At 62.4% G+C, this 13,263-nt stretch carries 14 protein-coding genes; 8 read left to right on the top strand and 6 right to left on the bottom strand.

Annotation, left to right across the window (positions count from 1 at the left end):
• Positions 1-155: 155 nt before the first annotated feature.
• A complete protein-coding gene (locus tag Q9451_RS18690; RefSeq protein WP_012271947.1) occupies positions 156-446 on the bottom strand; it encodes a hypothetical protein in 291 nt (96 codons plus the stop codon).
• Positions 447-610: 164 nt separating this feature from the next.
• Here Q9451_RS18690 and Q9451_RS18685 point away from each other — a divergent pair, with 164 nt between their 5' ends.
• Both Q9451_RS18685 and Q9451_RS18680 read left to right on the top strand, forming a co-directional pair.
• Positions 611-1,039 carry a DUF2231 domain-containing protein gene (locus Q9451_RS18685; protein ID WP_012271948.1) on the top strand — a complete coding sequence of 143 codons (429 nt, stop codon included), beginning with the start codon at positions 611-613 and terminating at the stop codon, positions 1,037-1,039.
• A complete protein-coding gene (locus Q9451_RS18680) occupies positions 1,036-2,328 on the top strand; it encodes a sorbosone dehydrogenase family protein (protein ID WP_012271949.1) in 1,293 nt (430 codons plus the stop codon). Before Q9451_RS18685 ends, Q9451_RS18680 begins: the two co-directional genes overlap by 4 nt.
• A 67-nt stretch (positions 2,329-2,395) precedes the next feature.
• Here the strand turns inward: Q9451_RS18680 and Q9451_RS18675 are convergent, their stop codons facing one another.
• Positions 2,396-4,528 carry a TonB-dependent siderophore receptor gene (locus Q9451_RS18675; RefSeq protein WP_012271950.1) on the bottom strand — a complete coding sequence of 711 codons (2,133 nt, stop codon included), beginning with the start codon at positions 4,526-4,528 and terminating at the stop codon, positions 2,396-2,398.
• 225 nt (positions 4,529-4,753) lie between these two features.
• Here Q9451_RS18675 and Q9451_RS18670 point away from each other — a divergent pair, with 225 nt between their 5' ends.
• Positions 4,754-5,335 carry a hypothetical protein gene (locus Q9451_RS18670; protein ID WP_012271951.1) on the top strand — a complete coding sequence of 194 codons (582 nt, stop codon included), beginning with the start codon at positions 4,754-4,756 and terminating at the stop codon, positions 5,333-5,335.
• 4 nt (positions 5,336-5,339) lie between these two features.
• Here the strand turns inward: Q9451_RS18670 and Q9451_RS18665 are convergent, their stop codons facing one another.
• Positions 5,340-6,104 carry a hypothetical protein gene (locus Q9451_RS18665; protein WP_012271952.1) on the bottom strand — a complete coding sequence of 255 codons (765 nt, stop codon included), beginning with the start codon at positions 6,102-6,104 and terminating at the stop codon, positions 5,340-5,342.
• Positions 6,105-6,306: 202 nt separating this feature from the next.
• Between Q9451_RS18665 and Q9451_RS18660 the strand changes: the two genes are divergently transcribed.
• A complete protein-coding gene (locus tag Q9451_RS18660; RefSeq protein WP_012271953.1) occupies positions 6,307-6,825 on the top strand; it encodes a DMT family transporter in 519 nt (172 codons plus the stop codon).
• On the opposite strand, the gene Q9451_RS18655 is transcribed toward Q9451_RS18660, so the two are convergent.
• The gene (locus Q9451_RS18655) at positions 6,826-7,734 is read right to left on the bottom strand and encodes a LysR family transcriptional regulator (protein WP_012271954.1); all 909 of its coding nucleotides are present in this window, start codon (positions 7,732-7,734) and stop codon (positions 6,826-6,828) included.
• Between the two features lie 138 nt (positions 7,735-7,872).
• Between Q9451_RS18655 and Q9451_RS18650 the strand changes: the two genes are divergently transcribed.
• From Q9451_RS18650 to Q9451_RS18640, 3 genes are all read left to right on the top strand, one after another.
• Positions 7,873-9,087: a YeeE/YedE family protein gene (locus Q9451_RS18650; protein ID WP_012271955.1), complete on the top strand. Its 1,215-nt coding sequence runs from the start codon at positions 7,873-7,875 to the stop codon at positions 9,085-9,087.
• Between the two features lie 113 nt (positions 9,088-9,200).
• Complete coding sequence (locus tag Q9451_RS18645) at positions 9,201-10,175, top strand: quinone oxidoreductase (protein ID WP_012271956.1); 975 nt, start codon at positions 9,201-9,203, stop codon at positions 10,173-10,175.
• Between the two features lie 41 nt (positions 10,176-10,216).
• Positions 10,217-11,137 carry a LysR family transcriptional regulator gene (locus Q9451_RS18640; protein WP_012271957.1) on the top strand — a complete coding sequence of 307 codons (921 nt, stop codon included), beginning with the start codon at positions 10,217-10,219 and terminating at the stop codon, positions 11,135-11,137.
• A gap of 79 nt (positions 11,138-11,216) precedes the next feature.
• Here Q9451_RS18640 and Q9451_RS18635 read toward each other — a convergent pair whose 3' ends face one another.
• Together Q9451_RS18635 and Q9451_RS18630 are read right to left on the bottom strand one after the other, a co-directional pair.
• Positions 11,217-11,546 (bottom strand): hypothetical protein, encoded by a 330-nt coding sequence (locus Q9451_RS18635; RefSeq protein ID WP_012271958.1) that lies wholly within the window; start codon positions 11,544-11,546, stop codon positions 11,217-11,219.
• A gap of 74 nt (positions 11,547-11,620) precedes the next feature.
• A complete protein-coding gene (locus Q9451_RS18630; protein ID WP_012271959.1) occupies positions 11,621-12,271 on the bottom strand; it encodes a DUF998 domain-containing protein in 651 nt (216 codons plus the stop codon).
• Between the two features lie 199 nt (positions 12,272-12,470).
• On the opposite strand from Q9451_RS18630, the gene Q9451_RS18625 reads away from it, so the two are divergent.
• Positions 12,471-13,220 carry a FadR/GntR family transcriptional regulator gene (locus tag Q9451_RS18625; RefSeq protein ID WP_012271960.1) on the top strand — a complete coding sequence of 250 codons (750 nt, stop codon included), beginning with the start codon at positions 12,471-12,473 and terminating at the stop codon, positions 13,218-13,220.
• Positions 13,221-13,263 lie beyond the last annotated feature (43 nt).

Raw genomic sequence — 13,263 nt, 5'->3', positions numbered from 1 at the left:
TGCTGGGCGATAAGCGAAGTAGGATGCCTCGATTAATTATTTTTGGTCGAGGGTGAAAGTGTAATATTTTATGTGGGTTTATTAGTGCTTTAGTAACGTGGGAAGTTATAACTAAGTTTGTAGGAATTGCCTTACTTAAACCGTCCTCTATCTATTCAGTTTTTGCACTTGGCCATGACGACTTGGCAAGTTCTCGGTGTGCCTCCCGAGCGACTGGCATAGCGTATGCAGTTGTTCATCGACTTCTGACGGGCAATGCTGAGGGTATTGCCCCAGGCCAGGCCACCCTCGCCGGTCGTGGGGACGGCTTTGGCGAAGCAGTTGGAGCCCACCGCAGGTGTGGCGTAGCGGGGTTTGCTGGAGCAGCCAGCGGTGAGCGCCAGGCTGAGGGCTAGCAGGGTGTTCAGCACCCAGGACTCGATTGGGCGTATCGGTTGTCTGCGCATGTGATCCCCTTGTCCGCTTGGCGGCAAATGCCTTGCAGGATATTTCATTCAAGCCAAACGGTGAACTATCGCGGCGTCAAGGGGCTCCTTTGCTAAGCGCACCCTGCGCTCAACTGATGGTACAAGCCCATCAGCCCCGGGTCACTGAATGAAAAGGAGGCACCGTGACCGCATCTGACCAAAATTTCTACCGCTGTACACCCAGCCCGCTGCACGCCTTGTTGCTGGCCGGCAGTGTGCCGTTGTTTCTGGGTGCGCTACTGAGCGATATCGCCTACTACAACAGTTATCAAATCCAGTGGAGTAACTTCGCCGCCTGGCTGATCGCCGGTGCTTTGGTGTTCTGCGGGCTGGCACTGCTCTTCGCGTTGGCCAACCTGATCCGCGCCGAGCACAAGGGCAGGCGCGCAACGCTTTACTTCGCGCTGCTGCTGGTGACCTGGCTGCTTGGGCTGGTCAATGCGTTTGAGCATGCCAAGGATGCTTGGGCAGTGATGCCGTCGGGACTGGTGTTGTCGGTGATCGTAACCGTGCTTGCGGTAGCGGCTGCATGGACCGGTTTGAGTAATCTGCGTTCAGGGGGTGCGGCATGAAGCCTTTACATGCATTGACCCTGTTGAGCCTGACGCTGGCGCTTGGTGCCTGTGGTGGCGACGGTGAGCCGACCCAGGCCCACGGCCCAGACCCGAAGCTGCCGGAGCCGCAGCGCGGCTTGCTGCCGAGCATGAAGATTGCGCAGCCGGTTGCCTGGGGTGAACAGAAACCGACCGTGCCGGAGGGTTTCAGCGTCACGGCCATTGCCACTGACCTGAAGATTCCGCGGCAGAGCCTGGTGCTGCCCAATGGTGACATTCTGGTAGCCGAGGGCAGGGGTGGCAGTGCGGCCAAGCTCAAGCCCAAGGACGTGATTGCCAGCCAGATCAAGGCCAAGGGCAACACGCAGGTAAAGGGCGGCAACCGCCTGACCTTGCTGCGTGATGCCGACGGCGATGGCACCTATGAGGTGCAGACCGTGTTCGCGGAAAACCTCAACGCCCCCTACGGCTTGGCGTTTGCCGACGGCAAGCTGTATGTGGCCAACCAGGATGCGCTGGTGCGCTTCGACTACAAGGAAGGCCAGACCCAGGCCGAAGGCTCGCCCACCAAGGTCACCGACCTGCCGGCCGAGATCAACCACCACTGGACCAAGGCGCTGACCATCAGCCCGGATGGTCGTTACCTGTACGTGGGCATAGGCTCGAACAGCAATATCACCGAGCGCGGCCTGGAGGTCGAGATCGATCGGGCCATGGTCTGGCAGGTCGATGCCGAAACCGGTGCGCACCGGCCCTACGCCACCGGCCTGCGCAATCCGACGGCATTGACCATTCAGCCGCAGACCGGGCAGTTGTGGACGGTGGTCAACGAGCGGGATGAACTGGGCCCCGACCTGGTGCCGGATTACCTCACATCGGTGCGTGAGGGCGGCTTCTATGGTTGGCCTTACAGCTACTGGGGACAGAACGTGGATGACCGGGTGCGGCCGCAGAACCCAGGCAAGGTGGCAGCGGCGATCAAGCCGGATTACAGCCTGGGCTCGCATGTGGCTGCCCTGGGTGTCGACTTCTCGATACCGGCCATGGGGGATGGGTTTTCCGACGGTGTCTTCGTGGGCGAGCACGGCAGCTGGAACCGACCTGACCCGGTGGGCTACAAGGTGATTTTCGTGCCGTTCAGCAATGGCAAGCCTGCGGGAGAGCCGATCGACTTCGCCACGGGGTTCCGAGGTGAGGATGGCAAGACCCGTGGACGGCCGGTGGGGGTGACAGTGGACCCCCGTGGGGCGTTGATCATTGCCGATGATTTGGCGAATACGGTTTGGCGGGTGACGCGCAATCGCTGAATGAACTACCGGGGTTGCGCGATCCGCTGGGCTTGCGCGACAGCGTCTACACGGATCGCGCAGCGCTTCAGAAGCGGTAGTTGAAGCTGGCTTCCAGCGTCCGTGGTGCCCCTGGCGTAACCAGGTCCACCGAGCCGTGCGCCGAGGCATAGTAGTCACGGTCGAAGGCGTTCTTCAGGCGCAGCGCGGCATCCCACTGCGGCACGCTGTACAGCAGTGCGGCGTCGAAGGTGGTGTAGCCCGGCATCACCACTACGTTGTCGAGCGCGGTGTAGCGCTCGTCGACGTAGTTGGCACCGGCAGCCACGCGCCACTCTGGGGTCAGGGTGCGCACCAGCCAGATGTTGGCGCTGTTACGCGGCGTCAGCGTAGGGGTCTGGCCTTCATTGGCCACGCCATTGGTCTTGCTGTTCGACTTGGTGATCTCGGCATCCAGGTAGGCGTAACCGGCGTAGACTTGCCACTTGTCCGAGAGCTGCCCGCTGACGGTGGCTTCGAAACCATCGGTACGTTGCTCGCCCGCCAGTACGGTCAGGTTGGGGTTGGCCGGGTCGGCAGTCTTCATGTTGGTGCGCTCAAGGCGGAACACCGCAGCGGTCAGCGACAGGCGGCTGTCGAGCAGGTCCCATTTGGCGCCGATTTCATAGTTGGTGGTTTCTTCTGGCTCCAGATGCTGGTTGGTCGGGCTGACCGCGAACACTTCGCCCGAAGGCTGGTAGCTGCGGCTGACCGACACGTAGTAGGACTGGATGGTGTCCGGCTGATAGACCAGGCCGGCGCGCGGGCTCCAGGTCTTGTCGGTGCGGTCGAGGTCGACGTTCTGCACGCGGTCGTCGTCGTACTCCTGGCCGAAGATGTCATAACGCACACCCACCAGGGCCTTCCAGTGCTCGTTAAGCTCGATCATGTCCTGCAGGTACAAACCGGTGGTCTGCTGGAAGTTGGTGCCTTTGGACGACAGGTTGGCGGCATGGTCTGGCACCGGCACCAGGGCGTCGCGGTACACCGGCACCTGGGCCACATTGTTTTGGCTCAGCACGCGCTGGTACTTGTCCTGCAAGCCCACTTCCACGCCATACAGCAGGTTGTGCTGCATGCCGGCCACTTGCGCCTGCTGCTTGAGTTCGGTCTGGTTGAATACACCGTACTCGTCACGGGCAACGTTGCCACGGTTGAGCTTGACCAGCAGTTCGCCGTTGGGCGCAGTGACGAAGCGTGTCGGGCTGCTGTCGGCCAGGGTGTTGTTGCGGTCCAGGTCGTAGCGGTAGTAACGGCTGGTGTTGGTCAGCGTGAAGCTGTCGTTGATGCGGTAGTCCAGGCTGGCGGTCAGCGAGAACACCTCGCTGCGGGCGTAGTCCTGGTCGGCATCGCCAGAGCCGAAGCGCTTGTCGCGATCGACATCCACCGGGCGGTTGCCCAGGGCCGGGATGCCGAAGTCGATCAGGCGCTTGTCGTACAGGTAGGTGGCGCCCAGGTTCAGTTCCAGGTCGTCCGAGAGGCGGAAGTAGGCCGACGGCGCGATGGCCTTGCGGTCGATATAGCCATCGTCGCGGAAGGTGTCGCTGTCTTCGAAGGCGCCGGTCACGCGGTAGGCCTGGTTGCTTTGCGGGTCGGCCCAACCGGTGTCGAACTGCGTGCGGCGTTTGCCTTCGCTGTCGAAGCTCATGCCCACTTCGCGCTTGGGCGTGAAGCTTGGCTTCTTGCTGATGCTGTTGATCAGCCCGCCCGAAGAGCCACGGCCATACAGCACGGCGGCTGGGCCCTTGATCACCTCGACACGCTCGACGTTGGACAGGTCACGGAAGTACAGGGCATCGTCGCGCACGCCGTCGATGTACATGTCGCCAATGGCGCTGAAGCCGCGGATGGTCACCTGGTCGCGCTGGCCGTCGCCGTTGGACAGGCCGATGCCGGGCACGTTCTTCAGCACGTCCTCCATGGACTGCGCGCCCTGATCCTTGATTACGCTTTCGGGCACGACGTTGACGGTTTGCGGGATATCACGCAGCGGCGCGTCGATCTTCATGGCGCTGCGGCTTTCACTGGCCTTGTAGCTTTGCTGCTCGTAGGCGCTGGTGACGGCAGTGGCGGGCAGGGCGAGGCTACCCTGCGCTTGGGTTTGAACGGCAGCGTGAACAGCAGGCACAACCAGCAGGCCCAGCATGGAAATGGATGCTGGGGCAACAGACCTTTTTGCCATTACAGGTGACTCTTTGTTGTTTTCGAGGTCACGAATAGTAATGATTTGTAAATGTAAAGCAAGTGTAAAGAGTTCGCATTTGCTATTACAAGCGTGGGGTGGCGAGAAGGAGGCGAAACCGGTCGCAGCGGATGTGTGCGGGCAGGGTGGTGGGCAACGTCTATGCTTGTTGGCGCGTGAGCCTTTCGCGCCCTTTTTTGGTCTTGATCACATGGAAGCAGGCCTATGAACCCGATTCGTTCTCTCGCTCGTGCAGTTGCCTTGGCCACACTGGTTTCCGCTGCCAGCCTCACGGCACACGCTGCTGATATCCCGATTGCCAGCGAGGCACTGGAAAGCCACGTCACCACGCAAGTCACAGCCATCGACCTGGCCAACCGCCAGGTGACGGTGAAGGGCCCTGATAACAAGAAGGATGTGACGTTCCAGCTCACGGAAAAGGCCAAGGCCCTGCCTAATCTCAAAGTGGGCGACCAGGTCGACATCTTCGTCACCCGTGCCGTGGCTTATGTGCTCAACACCAATGTGGGTGGGGCGCCGAAGGCCAGTGAGGAGTCGGGGACCATTCGCGCCACTGCGCAAAACCCCAACCCGGGTGGCGAGGCATTCCGCCAGGTCAGGGTCACTTCGCAGATCAAGAAGATCGACCTCAAGCAGCATGAGGTGAGCCTGCTGCCACCAGAGGGCAAGCTGCAGGTCGTCAAGGTCGAGAACCCAGACCTGCAGGCGCGCATGAAGAACCTCAAGGTTGGCCAGACGGTCGACGCGATCTACACCGAAGTGCTGCGCATTGAAACCTCGCGCTGAGCATTCATCGAGGTAGGCTGCGGGTTGCCCGTGTATGTATCCGTCGTGATGCCTTGCATGACGGCGGATGGCGCACGAACAGCTGGATCACCCAATCCGGGCGGGTCTTGCTGGCGTCATTGAGCCAGTTGGCGACCGAGTCCTGAGCGTATTTGTCAGCTTCTGCCAGGCGCGGTACCAGCAGCGGCTCAGCCGCTTCAGGCGTTTGCTTGAGTGCGTTGATGTGCTCGCACCACACCCCACGTGGGCGTAGCACCTCGATGCAGAAGCGCCTTACCAGCGGGTTCAGGTCGCCTGCGTAAGGCCCGAGCAGTGCGAGGGCTGCGTCCAGTTCCCGGGCCAGGCGTGGGCGCAAGGCCATCCACGCCCACTCGCGTACGCCAAAATGCTCATCGCGAGCGAATCGCAACTGCGCCAGCAGTGCAGGCTCCAGCAGTTGCGTGCGCGATAAATGCGCTTGGGCGAAGGCCGCCCAGCTGCGCACGGTATCGGAAGCATGCGAGCTGCACTGCGCCAGCACTTGCTCGCGCATCGGCGAGGCGGCCTGCTCCAACCATTGCCCCAGCGCCAGCCCGATGGCTGCGATCTTCTTCGACAGGCCCAACGAGGCTGTGTCTTCAGCGCAGGCGGTCAAATCGTCGATGAGCGTGGCTGGCAGCAGGGTGGCCAACGAGCCGACCAGGGCTCTCTGGTCCACCGCCAGGCATTCGGCGAGGTTGCGGGTTGGTAACTGCCCTAGATCAAGCAGGGTTTTGCGTTCATCTGTCATCGAGTGTGTTCCATCACATCAGCTTTAGGTTTGCTCGTAACGAGGCCCTTGGGTGTCGCGACGGGACAGGAGCCTAGCTCAATAGGTAGAGAACGTATCTATTCATGCGCCTGGCGAATAGTGTGCGTGCATGTTTTCGATTTCCATAAGTGTGGGGAATTTTCGATCATGGCGTGAATATTGGTCAGCGATGAGGATTGCCATGTTCAGTAAAACCCTGTGTCTTCTGGTGCTTCCCTTTGCCCTGGCGTTGCTAGCCGGGGCAGTTTTGCCGTTCCAGGCCGCAGGTAATGCCGCCGTCGGCCGGGCGTTGGGGCACTGGCTGTGGGGGGCATTCACGTCGTTGACGGTGAGTTCGCTGGTGGTTGTCGCCGCGTTGTTGATTCTCAGAGTGCCAGTGCCAGACCTAGGCAAGGCCCTGCAGGGGCCATGGTGGCTTTGGGTCGGGGGAGTGCTGGGGGCGATGTATGTGGCCGGTGCCGCAGCACTTACTCCCAAACTGGGCGCGGCGGGGTTCCTGGTGCTGGTGGTGGCCGGGCAGATAATCACAGCGGTGCTCGCCGACCACTTCGGGGTAATGGGGCTGGGCGGTAAGCCGCTCAGCCTGGCCAGGGTAGCGGGTGTAGTGCTAATCCTGTGCGGTGTGCTGCTGGTGCAGGGTACATGGGCGCCGGCGCCATCGGCCGATTCCACGGTACCGGTGAAGCAGCAGGAAAACTGATCAGCGCCCTGGCTGGCTGCAGGCCCACACGGTTTCGCGCAGCCAGCGGTGCCCAGGGTCGCTGTCCTTGCGGCTGTGCCAGGCCTGCTGGTAGTCGAATGAGGGAATAGCCAGTGGCGGCGTGAACTGGCGCAGTGTCTTGTGTTGGCGTAACGACCCTACAGCGCGGCTGGCCACCGTCAGGATCAGATCGGTGCCAGCCAGCACTTCGACTGCCGCGCTCCAGTGTGGCAAGGCCAAGGCAATACGACGGCGCAGGCCTTGGGCGGCCAGTGCACGCTCGATTTCATCGAAGGCATCCGGGCGCATGGCCATCAACACATGCGGGCGTGCCAGCCAGTCTTCCAGGGCCAGATCACCGCGAGGGGGCAATACCTGGCGATCGGCAACACTGATGAAACGGTCGGCAAACAGGGGCTGGGCGGTGATGTCCTGGGGCAGGTCTGGGAACAGGCCCAGGGCCAGGTCCAGTTCGCCGTCGAGCAACTGGGCCAGCATCGTTTCGCGGCTGGCCTGGCTGATGGCCAGGTCCACCCCGGGTGCTACCTGGCGCAGATGGCGTAGCAGAGGCGGCAGGATAAGGCGCGAGGAATAGTCAGACAGTGACAGCCGGAAACGGCGCTGGGCCCTGGCGGGTTCGAACAACGGGGTAGCCAGCAGGCCGTTGAGGTTGCCCAGGGCATCTTGCAGGGGTTGGGCCAGCGACTGGGCGCGGGCGCTGAGGGCCATGCCGCCGCCTTGGCGTACCAGCAACGGGTCGTCGAAGTGTTTACGCAACTGCGCCAGGGCGTGGCTGACTGCCGGTTGACTGCGGTGCAGGCGCAGCGCGGCGCGGGTCACGTGCTTTTCGCTGAGCAGGGCGTGCAAGGCGAGCAGTAGGTTGAGGTCGATCTTGCGCAGCTCATCCATGGAGTGAATGATCCTGTAAGAATTTAAAGGCGTGAATCAGCTTAACAAATGATGTGGCCACATGGCCCCCACAAAGGGCTGCGCCGACCTGTCTAGCGTTATACTCCCCGTCCGTTTTACTGTTATCCGAGTATTCCGATGGGTCTTTCCGCAACTGCCACACCCGAACCGCGTCGCCTTGGCGCACCTATTATCGCCATGACCTTGCTGCTGGCTGGCGCCTGGTTCCTCAACTTCAATGCCGGCTTCAAGCAGGTTTTGTTGCTGGTGGTCGGCGCCGCGCTTGGTCTGACGCTGTATCACGCCGCCTTCGGTTTCACTTCGGCCTGGCGAGTGTTCATCAACGAGCGACGTGGCGCAGGCCTGCGCGCACAGATGGTCATGCTGACCTTGGCCGTGCTGCTGTTCTTCCCGGCGCTTTCGGCAAGTAGCCTGTTCGGTAACCCGGTCACCGGTCTGGTAGCCCCGGCGGGTGTCTCTGTGGTGTTCGGGGCGTTCATTTTCGGCATCGGCATGCAGCTGGGCGGCGGTTGCGCATCGGGCACGCTGTTCACTGTGGGTGGTGGTAATGCGCGCATGCTGGTAACCCTGCTGTTCTTCATCATCGGCTCGGTCAGCGCTACTCATCACGCTGATTGGTGGTTCGCCTTGCCGTCGTTCCCGGCCACCTCGATCGTGCAAGCTTGGGGGGTAGGGCCTGCGCTGTTGGTTAGCCTGGCGGTATTCGGGTTGATCGCCTGGGCCACCGTGGTGCTGGAAAAACGCCGGCATGGCGCGCTTGAGGCGCCGGTTGCCAGCGAACACCAGGGCCTGCGCCGCTTCCTGCGTGGTCCTTGGCCATTGCTGTGGGGCGCTGTCGCCCTGGCCTTGTTGAACTACGCGACCTTGGCGCTGGCGGGGCGGCCATGGGGCATTACCTCGGCGTTCGCCCTGTGGGGGGCCAAGGTGCTCAACGGGTTGGGCGTGGATGTCGGCAGTTGGGTGTTCTGGCAGGCTCCGGCCAATGCCAAGGCCTTGGCGGCGCCGTTGTGGCAGGACATCACCACAGTGATGGACCTGGGTATCGTGCTGGGGGCGTTGCTGGCGGCGGGCCTGGCCGGGCGCTTTGCGCCAAGCCTGAAGATCCCGCTGCCGTCGCTGGTGGCCGCAGTGATTGGCGGCCTGCTGCTGGGCTACGGTTCGCGCCTGGCGTACGGGTGCAACATCGGTGCGTATTTCAGCGGTATCGCCTCGGGCAGCGTGCATGGCTGGCTGTGGCTGGTGGCGGCCTATGCTGGCAACCTGGTCGGCGTGCGCCTGCGCCCGCTGTTTTTCGCTGGTGAGCGGCGCCCTGCGGTACTGAGCGGGTGCTGAAGCACTGATTTGATTGCTGCAAGGGGTGCAGAAATCATCTGCACCTCGCCTGATTGTTCAACGTTTCCTACCTGATTAGCCTGATTCGAACACTCATCCAGCAGGATTCGATCATGGTTACCCGCATCATTCTCAATGGCACCGGCACTGCCGATGTCATGCAGCTCGAACACATGGCGGCGCAAACTCCAGGGCCTGGGCAGGTCTGGCTGGAACAGACCGCCATGGGTGTGAACCCGCTGGACGTGTTGCAGCGCAAGGGTGGGGCAGGGCTGGCATTGCCGTCAGGCCTGGGGCTGGAAGGTGCAGGTAGGGTCACTGCCCTCGGCGATGGGGTTCGCAACGTGCAGGTCGGCGACCGGGTCGCCTATGCGATGGGGCCGGTCGGCGCTTATGCCAGCGGCCGGCTGTTCCCGGCCGAACGGCTGGTCAATCTGCCGCCGCAGCTGGAGGACGAAGCCGCCGCAGCGGTGCTGTTCAAGGGCATTACGGCGCAATACTTGTTGAAAACCACCTTTGCCGTGGGGCCGGGTACACAAGTGCTGCTATACGGCGCAGCCGGTGCCTTGGGCCAGCTGATGGCACCTTGGGCGCGGCACCTGGGGGCGACGGTGATCGGCGTGGTGTCGCGCCCGCAAAGTGTGGCGAGGGCACAGGCAGCAGGCTGCCAGCATGTGCTGGTGTTCGACGCGGCAACCTTGGCCAGCCAGGTGCGCAAGCTGACCCAAGGGCAAGGGGTGGATGTGGTGTATGACTGCGTGGGCAAGGTGTCGCTGGAGGCTTCGCTGGACAGCCTGCGAGTGCGCGGCCTGTTGGTGTCGTTCGGTGGCACCTCCGGTGCACCGGCGGCTATCGAGGTGGCCACGCTCAATGCCAAGGGCTCGTTGTACCTGACCCGGCCGTCGTTAGCGGCCCACACCCGCACGGTCGAGGAGTACCAGCAGCGTGCGGCCGATGTGCTGACGGCCGTCGCCGAGGGTATCATCCAGCCTCGGGTGTGGCGTCGCTACCCGCTGGCTGACGCAGCCAAGGCCCACGGGGACCTGGAGCAAGGGCGGTCGGAGGGCGCGTTGGTACTGACTGCCTGATGCCCGATCCTTGACCCCACTGCCCTGAGCCGAGCCTTGCCATGGATGCCTTCGACAGCCGCCGCGCCGATGAACTTGCCACTTTGCTGGCCTTGCATGAGCAGGGCTCGTTTGCTGCTGCCGGGCGACAACTGGAGCGCCACCCCACGGTGCTGTCGAAACGCCTGAGCTCACTGGAAACGCGGCTGGGCATTCGCCTGGTGGAGCGCAGCACGCGGCAGTTGCGCTTTACCGATGAGGGACAGCGGCTGGTAGCCAAGGTACGCGAGGCAAGCCGGCTGATTGCCGAAGCGGAGCAGGAGGCTGCCGAAGGCGCTGCAACGGTGCGTGGGCGCCTGCGTCTGGCGTTACCGGCGGCCATGGGCAGGCGCTGGTTAAGCGGGATGCTTGCCGACTTTGTGCTGGCCTACCCGCAAGTGACGGTGGAGGCCGAGTACGCCGACCGTTTCGTTGACCTGATCGGCGAGGGCTTCGACGCCGCGATTCGCATTGGTGAGCTAGCGGACAATCGACTGGTGGCGAGTAAATTATGCGATCACGTACGCATCCTGTGCGCATCGCCTCAGTACCTCGCTCGGCATGGGGTGCCTGCGGAGCCGGAACAATTGCCTGAGCATAATTGTTTAGGTTTCAGTGGTTTACGATCATTTCCTGAATGGCGCCTGAAGAGCGGCGCGCATCAGGTAAACGTCAAGGTTACCGGTAGCCTGCGCAGCAATGACAACGAAGCGCTGCTGGAGGCAGCGCGCCGCGGTGTAGGAATTTTGGCGGGTGGCGACTGGCTGATGGGCGAGGACCTGGCCAGCGGCAACCTAGTACGGGTGCTGCCGCAATGGCAATTGGACGTGGCGGCGGGCATCTACCTGGTGCGACCCACCGCACGCCTGAATACAGCGGCCCTGGGCGCCTTCAAGGCCTGGCTGGAGGACCGTTTCAAGGGCGGCGCCCCTTGGCGGCCCTGAAGCGGTCTTTGTAGGCGCAGCACAAGGTTACGCCTACATGACTTTATGTTTACTTAATAACTTATTGATAAATAAGTAATTATCTTTTTGCTACAGCATGCTGAACACACTGCTCGTAGTAGGTCTGCTTGATCGCGGCAGGCTTGAGTCGCGAGCGGCTATTGTAGGTCTGCTCGGTAATGCCAAAGGCGGTCATGCGCATCCACGGTTTGGGGAATTTGCGTACCTGCAGCTTCTTGCGCGTGGCATACAGGGTTACCCCGGAAAGCTTGGCCTGCTGGGCCTCGGCGGCTATCTGCGCACCCCAGCCGCAGGTGTGGCGATCGTTCTGGCTCAGTGCACGGGCCTGGGCGCTGAAAGCGAGCGTGGCCAGCAGGCAGCCGGCCATCGTTGCTAGAAGTACTCGCATGTTGCTGTCCTAAGCGTCTGAAAGGAAAAAGAGTTTGCCTTCACTTTAAGTGGCTGGGGGCCAGCAATTTGCCGTCAGAATATGGCCATGCGCAGCGGGCTGGCAGCAGGCTTGCGCAGGCTGATCCACGCCAGGCTGGCGACCCAGATCACCGACACACCATAGTTCAGGCGCTGATACAGGCCGAACAGCTGGCCGCTTTGGGCCGCCTGGCCCATCAGTATGACGGTGACGATCGCCAGCACTACACAGACCAGAGAAAACAGCGCAAATGCAGGCGAGCCAGCAATGCGGCTGCCCTGCCATGCCCAGAGGGCGCTGGCAACGGTCAGGGAGAGGAACATCAGCAAGCCGGACAGGTTATGCAGTTGCTGGGCGGTGGATGGCTGTGTCGGTGCGCAACCCTGATCGCAAGGGAACCACCCGGTTCCCAGGCTGCCGATGCCATGCAGCAACACCAGGCCGGCACTCAGCAGCGCCAGCTTCGAGCCACGCCAGCGTCGGGCGAGGCCCCAGGCAAACAGGCCGAACAACCCGGCCAAGGGAAAATTGTTGAGCAGTGGCGACCAGCTGTGGGTTGGCGAGCCTGTCGCACCCAGCTGGCTCATGGCCTGTTGCAGGTGGTCGTAGCCGGGGTACGCCAGGGCGGTGAGCCATACCCCTGCCAACAGCCAGAGGGGTATCAGCAGGCCGCTGCCGAGCAACAGGCGGTCGAGGGTTTTCATGCTGCGGTGTCCTTCCATGGATGAGTGAGCGTGAGGGCGCACAGTACAGGCTTGCGCGGGGCTTGAGCCAGTGCTTCTGTGGGTTTTTCCTGGGCTGGGGGCCTGCAAAGGTGAGCAATAAATACCGCACCGGGTGTATGTGATCGTACAACCGCTTGCGCTATGATGAGCGCTGTCTTTCAAGGTGAAATACAGGGCAATGACAGAGCAGCAGGTACAGGCAAGGACCCGGCGCAAGCCGCGCAGTCTGGCCCAGGAACTGGTCACAGTGCTGACCGAGCGCATTCGCAGTGGCCAGCTCAAGCGCGGCGACAAGCTGCCGACCGAATCGCAGATCATGGCCGAAGAGGGCGTCAGCCGCACCGTGGTGCGTGAGGCGATCTCGCGGCTGCAGGCTGCCGGGCAGGTAGAGACCCGTCATGGCATCGGCACCTTCGTGCTGGATGCACCGGCAACCGGGGGCTTTCGCATCGACCCGGCCACTGTGGTCACCCTGCGCGAAGTGCTGGCGGTGCTGGAGTTGCGCATTGCCCTGGAGATCGAGTCCGCTGGGCTGGCGGCGCAGCGGCGCAGTGATGAAGCGCTGGCTGGTATGCGGGCGGCGCTGGACGAACTCAACGAAGGGGCCGCCCATGCCACTGATGCGGTGTCGGCGGACTTCCAGTTCCACCTGCGCATCGCCCAGGCCAGCGGTAACCACTACTTCGCCGATATCATCAACCACCTGGGTACCAGTATCATTCCGCGCACCCGGCTGAACTCGGCGCGGCTGGCCCATGATGATCAGGCGCATTACATGAGCCGGTTGATGCATGAGCACGAGGCGATCTATGAAGCGATTGCCCGGCAGGACAGCGAAGGGGCGAAGATGGCCATGCGTATGCACCTGAGCAACAGCCGCGAGCGCTTGCGTCAGGCGCATGAGGCGGCTGAGGCACAAGGGGCCTGAGCCATTTGTCGCCGGTACAGCCAAAAGAAAGCCCCGCCATGTG

The sequence above is a fragment of the Pseudomonas sp. NY8896 genome (assembly GCF_039634505.1).
The sequence above is the reverse complement of the archived record's forward strand: the minus strand, read 5'-3'. Positions and strand labels throughout refer to the sequence as shown.

Coding starts and splice junctions, on each gene's coding strand:
- Q9451_RS18635 (WP_012271958.1), bottom strand. CDS start 11,546: ATGCGAGTACTTCTAGCAACGATGGCCGGCTGCCTGCTGGCCACGCTC.
- Q9451_RS18690 (WP_012271947.1), bottom strand. CDS start 446: ATGCGCAGACAACCGATACGCCCAATCGAGTCCTGGGTGCTGAACACC.
- Q9451_RS18660 (WP_012271953.1), top strand. CDS start 6,307: ATGTTCAGTAAAACCCTGTGTCTTCTGGTGCTTCCCTTTGCCCTGGCG.
- Q9451_RS18680 (WP_012271949.1), top strand. CDS start 1,036: ATGAAGCCTTTACATGCATTGACCCTGTTGAGCCTGACGCTGGCGCTT.
- Q9451_RS18625 (WP_012271960.1), top strand. CDS start 12,471: ATGACAGAGCAGCAGGTACAGGCAAGGACCCGGCGCAAGCCGCGCAGT.
- Q9451_RS18665 (WP_012271952.1), bottom strand. CDS start 6,104: ATGACAGATGAACGCAAAACCCTGCTTGATCTAGGGCAGTTACCAACC.
- Q9451_RS18630 (WP_012271959.1), bottom strand. CDS start 12,271: ATGAAAACCCTCGACCGCCTGTTGCTCGGCAGCGGCCTGCTGATACCC.
- Q9451_RS18675 (WP_012271950.1), bottom strand. CDS start 4,528: ATGGCAAAAAGGTCTGTTGCCCCAGCATCCATTTCCATGCTGGGCCTG.
- Q9451_RS18645 (WP_012271956.1), top strand. CDS start 9,201: ATGGTTACCCGCATCATTCTCAATGGCACCGGCACTGCCGATGTCATG.
- Q9451_RS18670 (WP_012271951.1), top strand. CDS start 4,754: ATGAACCCGATTCGTTCTCTCGCTCGTGCAGTTGCCTTGGCCACACTG.
- Q9451_RS18655 (WP_012271954.1), bottom strand. CDS start 7,734: ATGGATGAGCTGCGCAAGATCGACCTCAACCTACTGCTCGCCTTGCAC.
- Q9451_RS18640 (WP_012271957.1), top strand. CDS start 10,217: ATGGATGCCTTCGACAGCCGCCGCGCCGATGAACTTGCCACTTTGCTG.
- Q9451_RS18650 (WP_012271955.1), top strand. CDS start 7,873: ATGGGTCTTTCCGCAACTGCCACACCCGAACCGCGTCGCCTTGGCGCA.